At 48.5% G+C, this 18,656-nt stretch carries 20 protein-coding genes; 16 read left to right on the top strand and 4 right to left on the bottom strand.

Annotated features, from left to right (window positions below):
- Positions 1-343 precede the first annotated feature (343 nt).
- Positions 344-655, top strand: a complete 312-nt coding sequence (locus tag FJQ58_RS12760; protein WP_139993927.1) for a DUF1806 family protein — start codon at positions 344-346, stop codon at positions 653-655.
- A complete protein-coding gene (locus FJQ58_RS12755) occupies positions 652-1,359 on the top strand; it encodes a PIG-L family deacetylase (RefSeq protein WP_139993925.1) in 708 nt (235 codons plus the stop codon). Before FJQ58_RS12760 ends, FJQ58_RS12755 begins: the two co-directional genes overlap by 4 nt.
- Positions 1,360-1,390: 31 nt before the next feature.
- On the opposite strand, the gene FJQ58_RS12750 is transcribed toward FJQ58_RS12755, so the two are convergent.
- Positions 1,391-2,545 (bottom strand): acyl-CoA dehydrogenase family protein, encoded by a 1,155-nt coding sequence (locus FJQ58_RS12750; RefSeq protein WP_139993923.1) that lies wholly within the window; start codon positions 2,543-2,545, stop codon positions 1,391-1,393.
- Between the two features lie 189 nt (positions 2,546-2,734).
- Between FJQ58_RS12750 and FJQ58_RS12745 the strand changes: the two genes are divergently transcribed.
- Positions 2,735-3,880, top strand: a complete 1,146-nt coding sequence (locus FJQ58_RS12745) for an MFS transporter (RefSeq protein ID WP_139993921.1) — start codon at positions 2,735-2,737, stop codon at positions 3,878-3,880.
- Between the two features lie 672 nt (positions 3,881-4,552).
- Here FJQ58_RS12745 and FJQ58_RS32565 read toward each other — a convergent pair.
- On the bottom strand, positions 4,553-4,714 hold the full coding sequence (locus FJQ58_RS32565) for a hypothetical protein (protein ID WP_202915258.1): 162 nt from the start codon (positions 4,712-4,714) through the stop codon (positions 4,553-4,555).
- A gap of 179 nt (positions 4,715-4,893) precedes the next feature.
- On the opposite strand from FJQ58_RS32565, the gene FJQ58_RS12740 reads away from it, so the two are divergent.
- From FJQ58_RS12740 to FJQ58_RS12725, 4 genes are all read left to right on the top strand, one after another.
- Positions 4,894-5,742: an imm11 family protein gene (locus FJQ58_RS12740; protein ID WP_139993919.1), complete on the top strand. Its 849-nt coding sequence runs from the start codon at positions 4,894-4,896 to the stop codon at positions 5,740-5,742.
- Positions 5,743-5,879: 137 nt separating this feature from the next.
- Complete coding sequence (gene wrbA / locus FJQ58_RS12735; RefSeq protein WP_139993917.1) at positions 5,880-6,476, top strand: NAD(P)H:quinone oxidoreductase; 597 nt, start codon at positions 5,880-5,882, stop codon at positions 6,474-6,476.
- Positions 6,477-6,729: 253 nt separating this feature from the next.
- A complete protein-coding gene (locus tag FJQ58_RS12730) occupies positions 6,730-6,963 on the top strand; it encodes a hypothetical protein (RefSeq protein WP_139993915.1) in 234 nt (77 codons plus the stop codon).
- 201 nt (positions 6,964-7,164) lie between these two features.
- Positions 7,165-9,288, top strand: a complete 2,124-nt coding sequence (locus tag FJQ58_RS12725; protein ID WP_139993913.1) for a transglycosylase domain-containing protein — start codon at positions 7,165-7,167, stop codon at positions 9,286-9,288.
- A 114-nt stretch (positions 9,289-9,402) separates the two neighbouring features.
- On the opposite strand, the gene FJQ58_RS12720 is transcribed toward FJQ58_RS12725, so the two are convergent.
- Positions 9,403-9,792, bottom strand: a complete 390-nt coding sequence (locus FJQ58_RS12720; protein ID WP_238404022.1) for a hypothetical protein — start codon at positions 9,790-9,792, stop codon at positions 9,403-9,405.
- Between the two features lie 185 nt (positions 9,793-9,977).
- Here FJQ58_RS12720 and FJQ58_RS12715 point away from each other — a divergent pair, with 185 nt between their 5' ends.
- Both FJQ58_RS12715 and FJQ58_RS12710 read left to right on the top strand, forming a co-directional pair.
- On the top strand, positions 9,978-10,388 hold the full coding sequence (locus FJQ58_RS12715; protein ID WP_139993911.1) for a DUF4265 domain-containing protein: 411 nt from the start codon (positions 9,978-9,980) through the stop codon (positions 10,386-10,388).
- A 31-nt stretch (positions 10,389-10,419) separates the two neighbouring features.
- The gene (locus tag FJQ58_RS12710; RefSeq protein ID WP_139993909.1) at positions 10,420-11,202 is read left to right on the top strand and encodes an SDR family NAD(P)-dependent oxidoreductase; all 783 of its coding nucleotides are present in this window, start codon (positions 10,420-10,422) and stop codon (positions 11,200-11,202) included.
- 81 nt (positions 11,203-11,283) lie between these two features.
- Here the strand turns inward: FJQ58_RS12710 and FJQ58_RS12705 are convergent, their stop codons facing one another.
- Positions 11,284-11,532 (bottom strand): type B 50S ribosomal protein L31, encoded by a 249-nt coding sequence (locus FJQ58_RS12705; RefSeq protein ID WP_053377646.1) that lies wholly within the window; start codon positions 11,530-11,532, stop codon positions 11,284-11,286.
- 228 nt (positions 11,533-11,760) lie between these two features.
- On the opposite strand from FJQ58_RS12705, the gene fur reads away from it, so the two are divergent.
- The 7 genes from fur to FJQ58_RS12670 all read left to right on the top strand — a co-directional run bounded on the left by fur (position 11,761) and on the right by FJQ58_RS12670 (position 18,392).
- Positions 11,761-12,240: a ferric iron uptake transcriptional regulator gene (gene fur / locus FJQ58_RS12700; protein WP_139993907.1), complete on the top strand. Its 480-nt coding sequence runs from the start codon at positions 11,761-11,763 to the stop codon at positions 12,238-12,240.
- A gap of 261 nt (positions 12,241-12,501) precedes the next feature.
- Positions 12,502-13,311, top strand: a complete 810-nt coding sequence (locus tag FJQ58_RS12695; RefSeq protein ID WP_139993905.1) for an AAA family ATPase — start codon at positions 12,502-12,504, stop codon at positions 13,309-13,311.
- Positions 13,312-13,465: 154 nt separating this feature from the next.
- Positions 13,466-14,665, top strand: coding sequence for a GTP-binding protein (locus FJQ58_RS12690; RefSeq protein WP_139993903.1), 1,200 nt, complete (start codon positions 13,466-13,468; stop codon positions 14,663-14,665).
- Positions 14,666-14,687: 22 nt separating this feature from the next.
- Entirely contained in the window at positions 14,688-15,161 is a 474-nt protein-coding gene (locus FJQ58_RS12685; protein ID WP_139993901.1) for a hypothetical protein, read from the top strand.
- 108 nt (positions 15,162-15,269) lie between these two features.
- Complete coding sequence (locus FJQ58_RS12680) at positions 15,270-16,298, top strand: ABC transporter substrate-binding protein (protein WP_139993899.1); 1,029 nt, start codon at positions 15,270-15,272, stop codon at positions 16,296-16,298.
- A 14-nt stretch (positions 16,299-16,312) separates the two neighbouring features.
- Complete coding sequence (locus FJQ58_RS12675) at positions 16,313-17,344, top strand: FecCD family ABC transporter permease (protein WP_139993897.1); 1,032 nt, start codon at positions 16,313-16,315, stop codon at positions 17,342-17,344.
- Positions 17,337-18,392 carry a FecCD family ABC transporter permease gene (locus tag FJQ58_RS12670; protein WP_238404021.1) on the top strand — a complete coding sequence of 352 codons (1,056 nt, stop codon included), beginning with the start codon at positions 17,337-17,339 and terminating at the stop codon, positions 18,390-18,392. Before FJQ58_RS12675 ends, FJQ58_RS12670 begins: the two co-directional genes overlap by 8 nt.
- Positions 18,393-18,656: the final 264 nt, after the last annotated feature.

Here is an 18,656-nt window from a genome sequence, read left to right as displayed (position 1 = left end):
GAAACTTGAAAGTTTGTGAATTATTGAACAAACTTAGATACCTACAAGACTAGGACAGGTTTAATGCAACGCTAGTGGAGGAATTCCATCTAAATCGTAACCATTCTATAGATAATGAAAGCAACTCAGTTCGTTATTAGCTTAAGTTCGTTTTAGCTAGGTCGAAAATAGAAAAAAAGCTCTTCAGGCTATCGGTCTGAAGAGCTTTTTTTTTGAGCTTATGCATAGGCAAGTTACCACCATAATATTACATAGCAAATATGCCTTCTATGGAGATTTAGCTGATGGTCATGCTAAAATATAGAAGCTTCTATTTATTTAAACAAAAGGGGAATGAAGCGGCATGATAAAAATAACCAAGCTTGGGCTGGATGCAGCGTTTCGAGCTTTTATAGCGCAGGAGCTTTATGTGCATAGTGAAGCGACCTCTTACCTGTTTGTCCGTAACTTTAAGGTACAGCTGGAAGAGGCTTTCATTGCTGGAGAGGGCCCGTACCGAATCGCGCTCAAGTTTGACGGGCAAGGCTGGCTTCGCATGGAAGCCCTTACGCATTTTGAAGAGACAGCGGAAGGCAGGCTGCTGCTGGCAGGATATGATGATCTGGGCAGGATGAATGTCGCTTTGCATTTGGGGAAGGAGCCGTTTCCAGAATGAAAATAAGAGATGACAAATCGAAAAGAAAACTATTGGCCGTATTTGCACATCCGGACGACGAATCCTTTATTTGCGGCGGGACGCTCGCCAAATATGCCGCGATGGGAGTGGAGATTACGCTTGTCAGCGCTACCCGAGGCGAAATGGGACGCAGAATGGGCAATCCCCCGTATGTAAACCGGGAAACGATGCCTGCGATTCGGGAACAAGAGCTGAACAAAGCCTGTGAAGCGCTCGGTATCGAGCGGCTGATTTTTTTTGATATACGCGATAAAATGGTTGAATTTTACGATTATGAGCTGTTAGTCAATCGAATTGCGGCGTTAATGGAAGAGATTCGACCCGATGTTGTACTAACCTTCCATGAAGTTTTCGGCGGTCATCCTGATCACTGCGCAATCGGCAAAGCGACGACCGATGCTTTCCGGCGCGCAAGTCAGCCGAGCTCACTTTATTACATTAGCTTCGGCGATGCGATGGAAGCGCCCGAGTCGTTTGGTTATGCCAAAAAGGATATTGTCAAAATCGACATTCGTCACCATTTGGAAGCCAAGCTTGCCGCTTTCCGAGCACATCGCTGCCAGACGGAAATGGACAAGTGGGTTTGGGAGCCAGATAGGAAAGTACTGGCCCGTTTCGGGCAAGCTGAATATTTTATCGCTGCAAACACGCCTGTAGGCGGAACGAAGGATGATTTGTTTTAGCTGCCCGAGAGGGTTAGTCAATAAATACGGTTTATTGTTCCTTTAAGGCTTCCGAGGCGAGTGTCTGCAGCACCATGTTATCCATAGGCGGATTATGCAGGCCTGCACGCACGTCGCGGTAATATCTTTCCAGTGGAAGCTTTCGGGATAAGCTTGCGCCGCCGACGATACGCATCGCGATGTCTACGACCTTTATCGCATGGTTGGTTGCGATGTATTTGGCTAATCCGAGCTCAGGCCTGAGATTCGGACGGTTGTCTGCCTCCGCATCCCAGCGGTCAGCAGCTTCATACAGAAGGCTGCGGGCTACGCGAAGCTCAGCCTCCATCTGACCGATGGATTGCTGGATAGCAGGGAGCTCGGCAAGGGGGCCTTGCAAATGATTGGGACGGTACGTCTTCGCATAATGGATGACAAAGTCCCGCGCAGCCAGTGCAATTCCGAGGTAGCAGGCAGGGATATGCAGCAGCCAGCCGCCGCCGTCGTCGGTTCCTTTGCCGGTGAGGCGATTTTCCTCTGCGGTGAAGACATTGTCCAGAATGACGTCATGGCTGCCTGTGCCCCGCATGCCAAGAGTGTCCCAAGTCTCGGCAATGCTTACTTGTTCATTTTTATAAACAAGAAAATCAGCGACCGTCTCTTCCTCCGGGATATAGGCGGTCACAACAAAGCGGTCTAGGATGGGAGACAGCGTGCTGAACGTTTTGCGACCTGTAATGCGATATCCTCCGTCCTCCCGTATGGCAGCCGTTTCCGGTTTGCCTCCCCGACTGGGGCTTCCGGATCCAGCTTCGCTGGCCAATGTATTAATCATGGCCCCTTCCTGAACGATGGCCTGACACAGCTTCTCAAATTGCTGTTCCGGCCATTTCCGGGTGGTGCGCAAATGAAGGACCTGACCGATGTGCCAGCCCACGGCCAGCGCCGTCGAGCCGTCACCGTAGGCTAAGCGCTCTTGCAGGCCAACTAGCTCATGCAGCGAGGCTTCATCGCCACCGAATTCCTTTGGCACTGTCAGCTTTAAATAACCAGCTGCTTGCAGCTCGGCAAAGTTTTCGTGCGGAAAAGAGCCCTGCAGGTCATGCGCAGCCGCCCGCTCGGCAAATCCTGCCGCCAAAGCATCTATTTTATAAGCCCATTCTCTCTCCTCGGCATTACGGATATATTGATCGATTAACCGCCCCATGGCAGAAACCCTCCTTTATCATTTCAGCGCTTCTCTATTCGCATTTTACCATATCGCACTGCAAATACGTGTTAACTTCGGGCTACAATAAACGAAATTGCTTTTACAAAAGGCTGGCATCACGATTATAATGGCTCAAGATACGATAAACTGAACGCACAATGAAGGCTGACACAAAGGAGATTCGGCGTGAGAAGATTAGCAGGTTATTATTTTTTGATGTATTTGGCCATTTCCGTCTATACGCCTTATACGAGCCTCTTTTTTAGCGACAAAGGCTTTAGCAACACCGTCGTGGGCTTAATTCTTTCCTTATGGGCATTCGTCAGTGTTGTTTCGCAGCCTGTGATGGGGATTTTGAATGATCGGATGAGCAATCCCCGGTTGATCTTACTCGTATCGGCTGTGGCGGCGCCCGTGGCCGGGATCGGTTTTTATTTCTTTGACGGGTTGCCTGCAATTATTATGCTTTCTCTTTTCTTCGCATGGTTTCAGTCCTCAATGGCCCCGCTTAGTGACTCCTTTGCCGTTGAGATCGGTAAGCGAGAGGGCTTTTCTTTCGGCAGCATCAGGCTGTGGGGGGCGCTTAGTTATGCTATTGGCGCCTTCGCATCGGGGTTTCTTTATGAAAAATACGGCTATGATTCGATCTTCTTTTACTATCTGGCAATCAATCTATGCCTAACGCTGGTTATCCTCCTGCTGCCAAGCACGAAGCCGGCCTTTCGCAAGACGACGGTATTGGAGCAGGTCAGCGAGGTGATTCGGAACCGTCCATTTTTAATTTTTGTCGGCATTAGCATGATGACCTTTATGTCCGTAGCGATCAACTTTTCATTTTTGCCAATTTATTTCAAGGAACTTGGTTTTGACAAAAGCTTGCTGGGCAGCGCGTTTGCAATTGCGGCGATTATCGAAGTTCCGATGTTCTTGATTTCGGCTAAGCTCAGCCGGAAAATTGGCCGTTACCGTGTGCTTAGTGCCGCTGCTGCCATTTATGCGCTCAAATATGTTCTGCTGTTTGTTTTTGCCGACGTCTATTTAACGCTGGGCTTGCAGCTGCTTGACGGGATTGCCTTCGCCTTTGTAGCAGGAACGGCTGTAGAGGTGGTTGAGAGCTATTCCAGCGACCGGACTAAAGCCACTATGCAGACGCTGTTCGCAGCAGTTACTTGGGGGTTAGGCGGTATTGTTGGCAATGCTTTCGGAGGCGTTATCGTCGATCATTTGGGCCCGCAGCTGCTTTATCTCATCTTAGGCATCTTCTGTGCCACCGCTTCAACTCTATATATGATCACTAGCCGACGCTCTGCCAGCATAGCGATTAGCGGATAGAACGGTTGATTCACGTGCAATAAGTCTAGCAGCAACAATAACTCCCGGTCCGCAACATGGACTGAGGAGTTTTTTATCTTGGATTTGAGTCGACTTATTCCGCAGAATGAGAAAAAGTGGTGGAATATTCCATTGAAGTTTTTGAATTACAATGTAAGGTGTGTTTGAGTGTAGTAATACTAGGCTTGTTACGAGCATGAACTTACTGAGGGAAGAACAGAGAAGGGAAGATGGGCATGTAGCAGCGAATTACCTGGAAAATGTACTGTTAATTTCTTTGCACAGCTTGCTCTGAAACATTTAACGGGAATAGCTCCCTATAATTTCGGGATTCAGCACCCACAGCGAAGAGAATGCTCGTATTAACAGGAGAAATTCCAGCTAAAATGGATCAATCTCCGGAATCATCATAATTAACAGGATGTTTTCCCGCTATTTAAAAGGAGACATAATTATTGGAAATTTATCTTCTCGCGGCCATACGCATGACCTTTTCTCGTCCATAATGGTGATACTCTCATGGTCATAAGGATGACCTACTGGCGCATCGAACAAGACGTGAAAATGTTAGTTCATGTTATCCTTTTACCTATTCGGTTTTACATGATAAGTGAAAGAAAGGGCTATCCCAAACGGTCATCAACCGCGGGGGATAGCCCTTGTTTCGTGCGATTAGAACATCGGGAATACGTAGCGTACCAAGAAATACAATGCTCCGAAAAAGATAATAATGTAGGCAGCATATTTGATGAATGTAGAGGCAACCAAGCTGGAATCCGATTTTTTCTCCACATGGCGTTCTTCAATCTCAACGTTATTTTGTCTGGTAACCATTTGAACCACTCCTTTGAATGAATTGGTTAGTCTCCATTACCCTGAATAATAAAGGATGAATCAACCCGTCCGATAATTTTCTAGCTGCTTAGTGGAATAAGGAGGAAAATGCAGGGAAATGTCGAAGGGTGAAAGATCAAATAAATAGGCATTTTGTCTATAGGCCAAGGGAGTATTTCATGAAGATACACGGTCTTTATACGGACCCTAATTTTAAATCCTACACCTTTAAAGATGAGCAGACTCACGAAAGGCTACGGGGAAGGTTGAACAAACAGTTAATCGAGAACTGGATATCTCTTGAACTGGAAACGAATTACGAGGGTGCGGTTCCTGATTTTGTCGGCATCCATTGGAAGCTTTATGCGGTTTCGGAAAAAGGGAAAAACCAATTAGAACAGCTGATTCCCAAAGAGGAGCTTCAATTTTTGCCTGTTTTTTCACCAGACGGTCCCTATTATCTGCTCAATCTATTGCAGGTCGTTGATGGGCTTGATTATGTTAATAGTAAATTAAGCAGATTGCCTTCCGGGAAAATCTCAAGGATCGAGGCCTTAACTGTATATCCGGATAAAATCAGCCAATACTCGATATTCAAGCTGCTCTCAGAGGAAGGGGATCAAGCTTCGGATGACTTATATATTTCAGACAGGCTTGCTGAAGGTATCAAAGACCTCTCAGGTACCCAAATTATTGAGTTATGGGACTCCGAATGCAGCTGGCAGCAGCGGGAACTAAACTATGAACGACAGGTTCAGTCGATCAATGCATCTCTTAAAAATTCGTTCAGCTACAGTAAAGCAATATCGCTTATTGAGAAAAAGGATATGATCGTCTACAGCGGGCACTGGGCCTTAAAACATTCGAAAAAGAAAGGCATCCTTATTGGCAATTTGTGTAATGACGGAACCTATTCCTGGCTGGACCCTGCATTTATTCCTCCGATTCTGTTTCAATTGCAATGGGGAACACTTGAAGAAGAAGAAGAACAATCCGTTTGGCAAAAAATAAAGAGCATGTTCGGATAAGGAGCTGCTGACGAAAATAGCTAAAACCTGGCTTGAAACATCATTTCTCGGGAAATATTTTGATTAATGCTGGCGAAAAGAGGGTATTAGCTAGTCTAAAATGCACACCGCTTAGCCGGTAAGGAGGAATACGACCTATGGTGAAATTAGCTATCGTATACTACAGTGCAACAGGGACTAACTATGAATTGGCAAAAGCCGCTCAAGAAGCTGCTGTGAAGCAGGGAGCGGAGGTTCGGCTGCTCAGGGTGAAGGAGAGTGCGCCTGAGGAAGCCATTGCTTCCAACCCAGCCTGGAAAAAACATCATGAGGCTGCCTCGGATATTAAGGTTGCGACTACAGAGGACTTGGAATGGGCGGATGCGATCTTGTTCGGAACGCCTACCCGGTTCGGTAATGCGGCTGCCCAGCTGCGGCAGTTCATTGATTCGACAGGCGGGTTGTGGTCCAAAGGCAAGCTTGCCGACAAGGCCGTATCGGCGTTTACTTCAGCACAAAACCCGCATGGGGGACAGGAAGCGACGATCTTATCGCTTTATACGACGTTTTATCATTGGGGAGCCATCATCGTCGCACCAGGCTACACCGATCCCATACTTTTTAAGGCAGGCGGCAATCCGTATGGTGCGAGCGCAACCGTTGCAGAGGATGGGCAATTTGATAGGGTTGTTTTGGAGGCGGTGAAAGTGCAAACCTTGAGATTGCTAGATGTAACCGCTCGCTTAACAGGATAATGAAATGGATGAAAAAGCTCCGCAGTCGCGGAGCTTTTTCATTTCTTACCCGAGCGAATAGTAATGCAGCGAGGGGCCCGGCTCGACTTCCGATTGTATGAAAGAAGCATCGTGAACGGAATCCAGCGTGCCTTTTTTGATGGTGAAGGGTTCTATTTCATTGTCTCCTGAATATCTTAGATAACGAAGCCCTATTGTTGCAGGTACGCCATTTATGCAAAACAATAGAATAGGGCAGCAGGAGGCATACGCATTGAACGAAGCTTGGAAAACAATAAAGAGAAGCGCAGACAAAAACAATGGCAGCAGGGATGTTTTGTATGAAATCAATCAAACGATCGCAGAGCTGGAAATCTATTTGGAGGCTAATCCAGATGATGACATTGCACAGGGGCAATATGAGCAGTTTCTGACCAAACGGGACGATTTCACTTTGCTGCTTACGGAAGCTTTCGATAAGCTTTCACAAACCGAAATGCGAGCTTGACCAAATAGTGTTGAGATACGATCATAATCGGGCAAATGATGTTTGAGGATTATAAAATAGGTCTAAAAAATGCTGGGGAGCAGGAATTTGCTTCTCGGCATTTTTTTTGTGCGTGCAGAACGGATGGGTAAAGTGTACTGAAAATTGGTTTTAACTGCGAATAGTTTAATGCGAAGGAAACACAGACACGGGGGAACGAACATGAAAAAGCAAGCAAAAAAAAGAAGAATAAAGGGTAAAAGCATTCTGTTGTTGTTATTGTCATTCATTGCAATCGCGCTGCTAGGCGGCTGGATAACGTTTCGTCAGCTCGTGAACGCGCAGGATATCGGTCAATTGGAGGTGCCGCTGCCTGCTGCAACGATATTGTATGATCAAAGCGGAACAGAAGCCACGCGCATCTCCTTCAATGATATTGACGAAATAGCGTATGAAGATATCCCGCAGTCCATGGTGGATGCAGTTGTAGCCGTGGAGGACAAACGGTATTTTGAGCATAGCGGAATGGATATGCGCGCCATCGGGCGTGCTTTTATGGCGAATTTCACATCAGGCGGCACGGTACAAGGCGGCAGCACGATTACGCAGCAGCTTGCCAAAAATGTATTTCTATCGCAGGAGCGCACCTGGTCTAGGAAGTGGAATGAGGTGCTTTTGGCGAAGAAAATAGAAGAGAATTACGATAAGCAGGAAATCATGGGGATGTACCTCAATCAAATTTATTATGGCGAGGGGGCGTGGGGGATTTCGCGGGCGGCAAGCATTTATTTTGGCAAGGAAGCCAAGCAGTTGACGGTGGCTGAATCGGCCTTGCTGGCTGGCCTTATTAAAGCTCCCTCAGCGCTTTCTCCCTATAAACATATAAAAGAAGCGACTGCGAGGCGGAATGTGGTCCTTCAACTGATGAAGGAGCAAGCCATCATTAGCGAGGACAGCTACACTGCTGCGCTTAACGAGTCGGTGCACCTGCTCAGCGCTAAGCCAAACAGAATTGATCATATGAGCTACCCTTACTATGTAGATCAGATTATACGTGAAGCGGTCGGTCAATATGGATTATCGGAAAATGAAGTGATCCAAGGCGGGCTGCGTATTTATACGGCACTGAATATAAACATGCAGCAAACGGCGGAGCAGGTGTACGCGCAGGAATCGCTTTTCCCGGAAAGTAAGCCGGATCAATTGATTCAGAGCAGCGCTGTCTTGATTGATCCCCGCGATGGCGGAATTCGGGCGCTCGTAGGCGGTAGGGGGGATCAGCCGTTTCGCGGCTTTAACCGTGCTTCTCAGTTGAAGCGGCAACCGGGGTCAACGATCAAGCCGATCGTCGTTTATGCGCCTGCCTTGGAGCAGGGCTACAAGCCAAGCGACGAGCTGGTTGACGAACCGATTAATATTAACGGCTATGAGCCGCAAAACGCGGACGGGTCCTTTCACGGAAAGGTATCACTTTATGAAGCGCTCATTCATTCGTATAATGTCCCTGCTGTAAAGCTATTGAATGAGATGGGCATTAAACAAGGAACGGATGCCGCAGAGCGCTTCGGCATTCCTCTGACGGAGGGGGACCGCTCGCTGGGGCTTGCGCTTGGCGGTCTTCAGGAAGGGGTATCTCCCCTCCAAATGGCTGAAGCATTTGGCGTATTTGCAAATGATGGCGTCCGTATGCGAGCACATGCCATTACGCGTATCGAGTCTGCAGACGGTGCTATTCTAGCGGAGTTTTCGCAGAATACGGGAAGCACGAAGGTGACAGAGCCTGAGGTGGCGCGTACGATGACGGCCATGCTCGAAGGCGTAGTTACGGATGGGACAGGCACTTCAGCTGAACTTAAGGGACGGCCGCTTGCGGGCAAGTCGGGGACGACTCAAATGGTCGGGACGACGGGATATGGAGCCAAGGACAACTGGTTCGTCGGTTACACGCCGCAGCTTGTCGGGGCCGTATGGCTTGGCTATGACCAGAGCGATAGCAGCCATTATTTGTCGACGAGCTCCAAAGCGGCAGCAGCCGTATTTCAATCGCTTATGGCGGGCGCTTTAAGAGATGAGCCTGTTCTTACGTTTCCGAAGGCATCCGGAAAGCTTCCGAATTTGAACAGCAAAGATAACAAGGCACCAAAAGACGAGGGAGCATCGGATAAGAAAGATAAGCATAAACAAAGCAAGGAAGAGGAGCGAAAGCAAAAAAAGAAGGACAGGGAAGAGCGGAAAAAGGAAAGGGAAAAGGAACAGCAAAGGGAAAAGGATAGAAAAAAGGACAGAGAAAAGGAAAAAAATATGGATAAGGAAAAGAAAAAAGGCAGACAAAACCAAAATGATTGAGCATCGTGCCTTTGACCTTTGATATATCAACCAAATAAAAAAGTGTAGCGCAACTAAAGCGAATGAGCTTGCAATGGAAGACAGCACCCCGGTGCTGCCCTTCACCTGCAAGCTTTATTTGCCTTTGGCGACAAAAAAACCGGCCAGGATGATGGCAAGGCCTGCCCATGTGCGCCAGGTTGGCGCTTCCCTCATAAAGATAAACCCCATTAGCAGGGAAACAAACAGTTCAAGCCCTTTGGAGGCCAGCAGTACGTATCCAAGATTTCCGAGCGCCTTATAGCCAATTTTGATGCCGTAACCAATGCACAAATTGGCAATAAGGAACAAAGGCAGTACCACAAGCTGAAATTTGAGCGTAGTCCAAAAATGTGGATCGATGTGCTTGCTTTGATAAGCGTACACCATATTTACGATTAGCAAGCCGGCAAGCAGCAGTGAAGAGCTGTAGATATAATTCAAAGCAACCTCCCGTTTTTTGTCCTCGCCTAATAATGTTTCCATCATCCAACTTTTTTATGATCAAGGCGTTTGGCTGCTGAACGCGGTGGTTTTTTTACGGCAATTCGTATATGCTAGATTCAACGGAAAGGACTATTCCTATGATTTTGGCAGCAGCGATTTTGCATGTGAAAGAAGGGCTTTCGCAGCTCAGAGCTTCAGCAATGCATTTGAAATTAGGCTAGAGGGTGGATCATATTCAAGATTTTATTCCATTGCATCTCTGTTTCGATGGCGCAGGCCGCGAGGTTGAGGTATTAGACGTCGTTCAGCTGGATGAAGACATTTATCGAATTGAGGAAAATCCTGTTTTTACCGAAAATGTGGCTTACGGTGACGTTATACGGGTGAAGGCAATAAAGGACGCTTCCATGTACATAGAAACGATTGAGAAATCAACGTTCACCAGACACAATTGGCTGCTAAGCAAAGAGGTTATTTTTTCCTTGGAGCTGAAATTGTTGAAAAATAAAATCCGGGATTGGAAAGGCAAATCCCAGCAAGTCTTTGGTGGCATATTTATCGTCAATTTGCCTGCGAATATAGAGGTTGATATCAACGCAGAGGTACAGAGGATTATCGACATCGTTCAAAAATAAGCAAAAAGCAATGATGGAGGCGAAGCGGGAGATGGAACTTGGGATTCGCGGGAAGGCTGCTATCATTACAGGTGGCAGCAAAGGAATTGGGCTGGCGACGGCATTGCTGCTCGCTTCTGAAGGCGCTGAGATTGCGATTGTAGCCAGAGACGCAGAGGCGCTGCAAAGAGCAGTAGATCAAATCAAAGAGCAGACAGGCAAAGATGCGCTCGCGATCAGCGCGGACGTATCCAAGGCGGAAGAGGCCATTCGGGCCGTTGAAGAGGCAGCGGCACATTTTGGCGTCATTCATATTCTGGTCAATAACGCAGGCACGTCGGCAGCCCGTCCTTTCGAGCAGGTTGAGACAGATGCTTGGACGGCGGATCTGGACTTAAAGCTGTTTGGCGCCGTTCATTTTGCGCGTGCAGCTTTGCCTTATATGCGTGAAGCCGGTGGCGGCGCAATCGTAAACGTAACGGCGATCGGCGGAAAAACGCCAGGAGCTTCCTCGCTGCCTACCTCGGTTAGCCGCGCGGCAGGCCTAGCGCTCACCAAAGCGATGAGCAAAGACCTCGCTGCAGACCAGATACGGGTAAATGCCGTCTGTATCGGGCTTATTCGCAGCGCCCAAATCGAGCGGATGTGGCAATCCAAAGCACCTGAGCTTAGCTGGGAGGAATTTGCTGCCGATCCTCGCCATGGCATTCCGCTCGGCCGGATCGGGAACGCGCGGGAAGCGGCCAATGTCATCGGCTTCCTAGTATCGGAAGCGGCGTCCTTCGTGACGGGGACCTCGGTCAATATCGATGGCGGTATCTCTGCTGTGTTGTAGCTTTGATGAACGAAATAAAGCTCCTTGCAGCTCACCGTATTACACGGCTGACTGCCTGGAGCTTCTTTGCTGAATGACGGTTTATTTCTTCTGCTGAATCCGTTGGTTGAAGCGGTCCACACGTCCGCCTTTGTCCGTGTTGCGCTGTTTGCCGGTGTAGAACGGATGCGAAGCCGAGCTTGTATCGACGCGGATAACAGGGTAGCTGTTGCCGTCTTCCCATTCCATTTTTTCGTTGGACGATTTGGTGGAGCCCGTCAAAAACTTGTAGCCGCTGCTCACGTCAAAAAATAAAACCTGATGGTAAACCGGGTGTATTCCGTCTTTCATTATATTCACCTGTCCCTTATTAGTAATTTTTACGAAATAAAGCTTGCCTTCATCATATCGATAACTGTTATCAATGTCAAGGCGCAGCGCGAGAGCCGTATTAAAATATGGTATTTGCTAAATTCGAAAAAGTATACTACCATTAAATTATAATCATTCTAAAAGTAAGCCTTTTCATAAATGTTTCCTGTTTATGAGCAGGCTTTTCAATACAAGGAGGTATCCTGAATGTTAAATATTACAACAGAAATGGACCGAATCAATCGGCATCTGATGGCGAACGGATACAAGCTCACGACCCAACGTGAAATTATATTGCGAGTGCTGCTGGAGAATGAGATGGATCATTTGAGCGCAGAAGGCGTGTTTATGCTCGTTAAGCAGCAATATTCGGAGATCGGGCTTGCAACCGTTTATCGAACGCTGGAGCTGCTGGCAGAACTGCATGTCGTGGAGAAAATGAACTTCGGCGACGGCGTGGCCCGCTACGATCTTCGCGGCGAGGGCCATGAGCATATGCATCATCATTTGATATGCGAGGATTGCGGTTCTCTAACCGAGATTAAAGATGACTGGCTGTATGAGATTGAGCAGCGGATCGAGCGGGAGTTCGGCTTCAAGGTGACGGATCATCGGCTTGATTTTACGGGTACTTACAAATCATGCAGCAAGGGCGAGTGCAAGCGATCGCGCAAAGCGGTCTCTTGAGCTGAATAGAATAAAGCGCGTTTCTATGGCTTCAATGCTGTTAGCGAGTTGAAAAAAGATACAGGAGCTTCCCATCAAGCAGTTTCAACTGCCAAAGGGATCGCTCCTGTTTTTTTGCATCAGACAAAGTAAACGATTGCGAGTAGGGACATCAGAATACGGAATGCTGAAATTAGATTGCAAATCGTAATGTTTCTGATATACTTAAAACGTAATTATTACTATTAGTAAAATGCTTCAGAAAAAGGAGTTTTATCCGCAATGAGCAAGAATAACAATCATAACCGTCTTCCGAGAGCCAAGGGCTCAGAGATGGCGACCTTCTATTCGCCAAAGGATTGTGCGCGCAAGGTGAAGCGCATCGTATTTCAGCCGGAAAACCGGAGAATCATCGAGGAATTTCTAACCATTTTAGAGATGAAGGATAAATTCGCTGAACATGACGTTCCGATTCCGAATAAAATCGTCATGTATGGACCGCCAGGCACGGGCAAGACGTTAACGGCCTTTTATATGGCGCAGCAGCTTAATATTCCGCTCGTGCTGGTCCGCTTGGACTCCATTATTCATAGCCACCTTGGCGAGACGGCTAGCAATGTGCGCAAAATATTCGAATATGCCAAAGCGTCGCCTTGCGTTCTCTTTCTGGATGAGTTTGATGCGATAGCCAGAACGCGGGAAAACAATGACGAAGTGAAGGAAATGGCGCGGGTCGTGAATACGCTGCTGCAATGCCTAGACGAATTTGAGTGCGACAGCTTGTTTATGGCCGCAACGAATTTGCAGGAGGAGCTGGATCACGCGGTTTGGCGCAGATTCGATACGAAGATGATGTATGGCATGCCCGATGATGCTACGAGACACGAGTATATTAAGCTGCTGATCGGTGATTTTGAGCAGGAAGAACATACGCTGCTGAAAGCTTCCACTTCGCTCAAGGGATGCAGCTTTGCCGATATGGAGCAAATCGTTTTAAAGGCAAAACGAAAAGCAATTATTGAGAGCTCCCGCCTCACGGCTGGGCATATCCAGTTTTCGCTAGAGGAATATAAACCTCATTTGAATAGTTAGGCCACAGGAAGATGTCCGATCATCATAATAAATTTAGCAACGATGGTGCGGGAAAGTTATGTTAATGTTTAATCGTAATAATTACTATAAACTACGTGAAGCATCGCATGAAAACGCTGGGCAATTCAACTTATGCAAAGAGGTGGATAAGCAAATGACAAACCAAACGGCAGAGCAAAAAATTCCGGTTACCGTACTTAGCGGTTATTTGGGAGCCGGCAAAACGACGATTTTGAACCATGTGCTGAACAATCGGGAAGGATTGAAAGTTGCCGTTATCGTCAATGATTTAGGTGAAGTGAACATTGACGCTGATTTAATACGCGATGGCGGCGGGCTAAGCCGGACAGAGGAATCGCTTGTAGAAATGTCCAACGGCTGCATCTGCTGTACGCTGCGGGACGATTTGCTGCAGGAGGTGGAGCGTCTGGCGCTGGAGAAGCGTTTTGACTACATTTTGATCGAATCCACGGGCATCGGCGAGCCGGTGCCGGTTGCACAAACATTTACATACGTAGATGAGGAGCAAAATATCGATTTATCCCGGCTGACACGGCTGGATACGATGGTTACGGTCGTGGACGCGGTCAATTTCTGGAACGATTACAACACGAAAGAATCGCTGCTTGATCGCGGGCAGGAAGCAGGCGAGGGCGATACTAGAGGAGTTGTCCATCTGTTGATTGAGCAGGTTGAATTTTGCGACGTGCTCATTATTAATAAATGCGACATGGTTAGCGAAGACGAGCTGGATCGGCTCGAAAGGACGCTGAAAGGGCTGCAGCCGAGGGCGAGGATGGTAAGGGCGAGCAAAGGCGGCGTTAATCCAAAAGAAATTTTGAACACAGGCTTGTTCGATTTTGAAGAAGCAAGCCAATCCGCAGGCTGGATCAAAGAGCTTCAGAAGGAGGAGCACACGCCTGAAACGGAAGAATACGGCATCGCAACATTCACTTATAAGCGGAAAATACCGTTTCATCCGGAACGGCTGCTGAAATGGCTCGCCAAATGGCCAAAGGCGGTCGTGCGCTCCAAAGGTCTGATGTGGATTGCTACGCGCAATAATATGGCGGTTACATTCAGCCAGGCTGGCGTGTCGCGGCAGCTCTCGCCAGCAGGTCTATGGGTCGCTGCTTTATCGGAGGAAGAGCGTTTTGCTTACTTTGGAGGAGAATACGAGAAAACGGCGGATTGGGATGAGAAATGGGGCGACCGGGTCACGAAGCTTGTATTTATCGGCATAGGCATGGACCGTGAGAAGATTGCAGGGTCGCTGGATACGGCGCTGCTAACACCGGAGGAAATGGCCGGCAACTGGCGCGACCTGAAGGACCCAATTCCCAATTTCTCTTAAACGTTAATAAGGAGTGGAAATGATGGGCAACAGCATCATGAACGACAATAAGGAGCTTATGATCAGCAAGCATTCAGATGCGATGTGGATGCGGAGGGATCGGGAGCTGGTAGCTTGGGCCGAACGTGTGAAGCTGAAAAAAAAGGATAAGCTTTCGGTGCTGCTGGATTCGTTCGCCGTAGATGCAGAGCTATATCCCGCGCTTTCTCTTCTTCGCCGCATGAATATCCCAACAGAGTTTTCATGTGCGGGCGTTAGTGTGCTGGATGACCCATTCGAGCATTCCTTATATGCGTATATTACATTTCATTCGTGCAGGCAAACCGAGGATTTCGTTCGTTTTGCTATGGGTTTATTTAAGCATCGTTTGCTTGTCACCTATGAACCGGCCCGCAATCGTTATGATGTATCTTCGTTTTTTATCGGCCATAACCGCTCTTTTTGCCTGTTGATGCAGCGCTGCGCGGAGACGTATGAGCAGGCAGCAGCTAGGTAATCGGAAATGCTGGAGGTAACAGGCAAGGGCTTCTTGCTCGGATCAGCGAGTTGCCGCAAAAGAGTTTATTCTTATTTTCGAACATTGAAATAAAGGGGAGTTAACGTAATGAAAAACAAAAAAATATCGATCATTATTTTTCTGCTTGCTGCAGCCTTATTGGTATCGGCCTGTGGAAACCGTGCAAATACGGGGGCTGACCCTGCGGAGGAGCAGGGCGATCTGGCGACGAATGCTGCAATTATGGAGACATCTGCTGGGGAATTCGAGCCGCAAACGGTCGTTGATGCTACAGGAACCAAACTTGAATTTCCAGTGCAGGTGGCTAGAGTTGCTTGCGTCGTATCGCTTTGCGTGGATGTATTGGCTGAGCTGGGGCTGGAGCCTGTCGCTATTGCGGAGAGTGGTGTCCGTACCATCGCGATACAGCCGGAGTTCTACGGCGCCAAAGGAGAGTCCTTTGCTTCGATTGGGGGCAGCTTCTTCGAGCCGAATCTGGAAGATATCGTGACGGCTAAGCCAGATCTCGTTATCGGTTTAATGGGGGTTCATGATGCGCTTCGGGAAGGGCTCGATGGTGTTGCTCCTGTTTATTTAGCAAATCCGAAGAGCTATACGGAGTCTATTGCCGTATTGGAGGCTATTGGGAGGCTGACCGGTAAATCGGCTGAGGCTAAGGCGGCGGGAGAAGCGTTCCTAGCCAAGCTGGACAATGCCAAGCAGAAATCGCCAAAGGACAAGAAAGCGCTGATTATGTACGGATCGGACGTCAATTTTGCGATTGTCACAGACAGCGGCCTTGGCGGCACGGTTTTAAAGGAAGTGACGGCATATCCTTGGCGGGTTAACGACCCAGCCGAGGATCCATACGGAGACGGCAGCATTACGTATTCGTTGGAGAAGCTGCTGGAACAAAATCCGGATGTTATCTTCATCGAAAGCTATTCTTACAGCCCAGGCACGAAGCCGTTGTCCGAGCAAATGGCAGAGCTCCCGCTATGGAGCAAGCTCAAGGCGGTTCAGGAGGGCAAGGTTGTCGAGGTTCGTTCTCCGGTATGGGGCGATGGCCGGGGCACCCGCTCATTAGGTATTTTATTGGATGAATCGCTTGACTATATGTATCCTGATTTGTTCTAGGAGGAAGCAACAGCATGCAAGAACAAATCCCATTGCTAGTTAACGGAAGAAGAAGCATGCTTCTTCCTTTTTTTTTATTTGGCCTGCTGTTTTTAGCGGCTGCTGCCATGCAGTTAAAGCTTGGTTCGCCGGCGATGACCTGGGAAGAGCTGCTGTCTATTATTTTTTGCCGGACAGGAGATGATCTTCGGCGCACGATCGTTTGGGAAATGCGAATCCCGCGAATTTTGCTAGGCTTTATGGTTGGCACCATGCTGGGGGCTGCGGGGGCAATCATGCAGGGAGCGATGAACAACAAGCTGGCTGGACCCGAGCTGTTAGGCATTTCATCAGGAGCGTCGCTTGCAATGGCCGCTATTACGGTACTGCATTTGCCGATTACCGTGCTGCTCCATCCCGCAGTTGCTCTTATTGGAGGTCTGGCAGGCGGCCTAAGCGTGCTGATCGCCTCCAGAGGCAGCCGAGGGACGGTTGGCCTGCTGCTTATCGGTATGTCCGTGTCGGCCATTCTAAGCGGGCTGCTCATTATTTTGATCTCTCTGGGCACGAGCAATGATGTAAATCTTCTTTATACGTATTTGCTTGGTTCATTGGCCAACCGCAATTGGAACCACGTACTACGGCTGCTGCCATGGTTTGTGACCGTATTGCCATTGGCCTTCTTCTTCACTAGCACGCTAAATCTTATGCAGCTTGGAGATGAAGCGGCAGCCGGACTTGGCGTTCAGGTGCGTCGCGCACGAATGTGGATGCTTGCGTTGTGTACGGCGCTGGTCGCCATCACGGTAGCGCAGTGCGGTCCTATAGGCTACATAGCCCTAATTGCACCGCATCTGGCCCGCTCTTTGCTGCGTTCGCTCGATGCGCGCTCGGTGCTGCCTTTATCCGCCATATGCGGCGGAGTGCTGCTCACAGCGGCGGATACGGTTGCGCGCTTGCTTCTCTATCCGATGGAAATTCCAGTGGGCGTGTGGACGACGATACTTGGCGGCGGTTTATTTTTAGCCTTTTTTGCCAAAGGGCAAGGAGGCGGCACTCGTGCTTAACCAGGGGGAAATACAAAAAAAGCGGGCTCGCAAAAGACAGCTTTCCATTCTTTTGCCGTTGGTCGGCATTGCCATTTTGTTCGTGCTGCATATCGGACTTGGCAAAACCATGCTGACACCTGATGAAGTCATTCGTGCGTTGTTTCGTCATGATGCTGATGAAGGATTCCGGCATATCGTGTGGAATTTGCGGTTCCCACGCGCGCTGGTTGCAATTGCAGCCGGGATGATGTTGGGAACGGCGGGCGCCATTTTACAAGTCATCATGCGTAATCCATTAGTGGAGCCCGGACTAATCGGGGCATCCTCGGGAGCAGTACTAATGGCAGTGCTATGGATTAGCTATGCGCCGAATGCATGGACTGAATTCATTCCGCTGCCTTTCATCGCTCTTCTTGGCGGCCTAAGCGCGGTTATGCTTGTTTATGCAATGAATGCTAGGCAGCAGGGCAACGGCGCGCGGCTGGCTCTGCTTGGTGTCATTTTGACTGCGATCTTGCAGTCGGCTACCTCGCTCCTCCTTCTCAAAAACCAACAAGGGCTGTCGACGATTTTCTTATGGACCTTCGGCTCTCTTAACGGCCGGGGCTGGAGCAGCTGGACCATGCTTTGGCCTTGGGCTGCTGTAGGTCTGCTTCTTGCGATGCGCTACACCAGAGAGGCAGAAGTGCTGCAGCTCGGGGATTCGACAGCTCAGGGACTAGGCCTCTCCGTCAATCGCGCGCGTTTTATTCTGCTCATTATAGCGACCGCATTAACAGCGGCATCCGTATCGGTAGTTGGTGCCATTGGCTTCATTGGGCTTATCGGCCCTCATATCGCATCGCTGCTTGTCGGAAGGAGACCGGTCTATCTGTTTCCGGTAAGCGCGCTGCTTGCCGCACTTCTTCTGCTCGCTTCGGACTGGATCGGGCAAAGCCTGACGCTCAGGCTGCCATTTCCAGGAATGGAGAACCACGTGACCAGCTTGCCGGTGGGTGGCGTTACTACGCTGCTTGGTGCGCCTTTTTTTCTATATCTGCTGCGAAAAGCTTTGGTGAAGAAGTAAATGAGACAAAACGGTAATCATCGATTTGCAGGTGTAATAGCAAGGAGCCGCCCAAGGTCATTGACTTTAAGGGTGGCTCTTTTTTATTCATCAGTGATCTCATCCCACAGGCATTAAAAAATATAAGATTTATCTTAAATTATATATCTATGATGCCGAAACGCCTACGAAGCAGGCATTTATGACGAGAATTCATATTATTTATAGTGATATTCTCTATAATTTCAAAAAAATTTTAGATCATTCATGTATAATGAAGTTGTG

The sequence above is a fragment of the Paenibacillus paridis genome (assembly GCF_006345825.1).
In the GTDB taxonomy this organism is placed as follows: Bacteria; Bacillota; Bacilli; order Paenibacillales; family Paenibacillaceae; genus Pristimantibacillus; species Pristimantibacillus paridis.
Note: the sequence above shows the minus strand (reverse complement) of the source record. Positions and strands in the feature narration are given on the sequence as shown.

Bases quoted from the DNA above. Each gene is read 5' to 3' on its own strand.
- FJQ58_RS12685 (WP_139993901.1), top strand. From the start codon at position 14,688: ATGGGCAACAGCATCATGAACGACAATAAGGAGCTTATGATCAGCAAG.
- FJQ58_RS12750 (WP_139993923.1), bottom strand. From the start codon at position 2,545: ATGGGGCGGTTAATCGATCAATATATCCGTAATGCCGAGGAGAGAGAA.
- FJQ58_RS12740 (WP_139993919.1), top strand. From the start codon at position 4,894: ATGAAGATACACGGTCTTTATACGGACCCTAATTTTAAATCCTACACC.
- FJQ58_RS12725 (WP_139993913.1), top strand. From the start codon at position 7,165: ATGAAAAAGCAAGCAAAAAAAAGAAGAATAAAGGGTAAAAGCATTCTG.
- FJQ58_RS12690 (WP_139993903.1), top strand. From the start codon at position 13,466: ATGACAAACCAAACGGCAGAGCAAAAAATTCCGGTTACCGTACTTAGC.
- FJQ58_RS12695 (WP_139993905.1), top strand. From the start codon at position 12,502: ATGAGCAAGAATAACAATCATAACCGTCTTCCGAGAGCCAAGGGCTCA.
- FJQ58_RS12710 (WP_139993909.1), top strand. From the start codon at position 10,420: ATGGAACTTGGGATTCGCGGGAAGGCTGCTATCATTACAGGTGGCAGC.
- FJQ58_RS12720 (WP_238404022.1), bottom strand. From the start codon at position 9,792: ATGGAAACATTATTAGGCGAGGACAAAAAACGGGAGGTTGCTTTGAAT.
- FJQ58_RS12705 (WP_053377646.1), bottom strand. From the start codon at position 11,532: ATGAAAGACGGAATACACCCGGTTTACCATCAGGTTTTATTTTTTGAC.
- wrbA (WP_139993917.1), top strand. From the start codon at position 5,880: ATGGTGAAATTAGCTATCGTATACTACAGTGCAACAGGGACTAACTAT.
- FJQ58_RS12680 (WP_139993899.1), top strand. From the start codon at position 15,270: ATGAAAAACAAAAAAATATCGATCATTATTTTTCTGCTTGCTGCAGCC.
- FJQ58_RS12755 (WP_139993925.1), top strand. From the start codon at position 652: ATGAAAATAAGAGATGACAAATCGAAAAGAAAACTATTGGCCGTATTT.
- FJQ58_RS32565 (WP_202915258.1), bottom strand. From the start codon at position 4,714: ATGGTTACCAGACAAAATAACGTTGAGATTGAAGAACGCCATGTGGAG.
- FJQ58_RS12675 (WP_139993897.1), top strand. From the start codon at position 16,313: ATGCAAGAACAAATCCCATTGCTAGTTAACGGAAGAAGAAGCATGCTT.
- FJQ58_RS12760 (WP_139993927.1), top strand. From the start codon at position 344: ATGATAAAAATAACCAAGCTTGGGCTGGATGCAGCGTTTCGAGCTTTT.
- fur (WP_139993907.1), top strand. From the start codon at position 11,761: ATGTTAAATATTACAACAGAAATGGACCGAATCAATCGGCATCTGATG.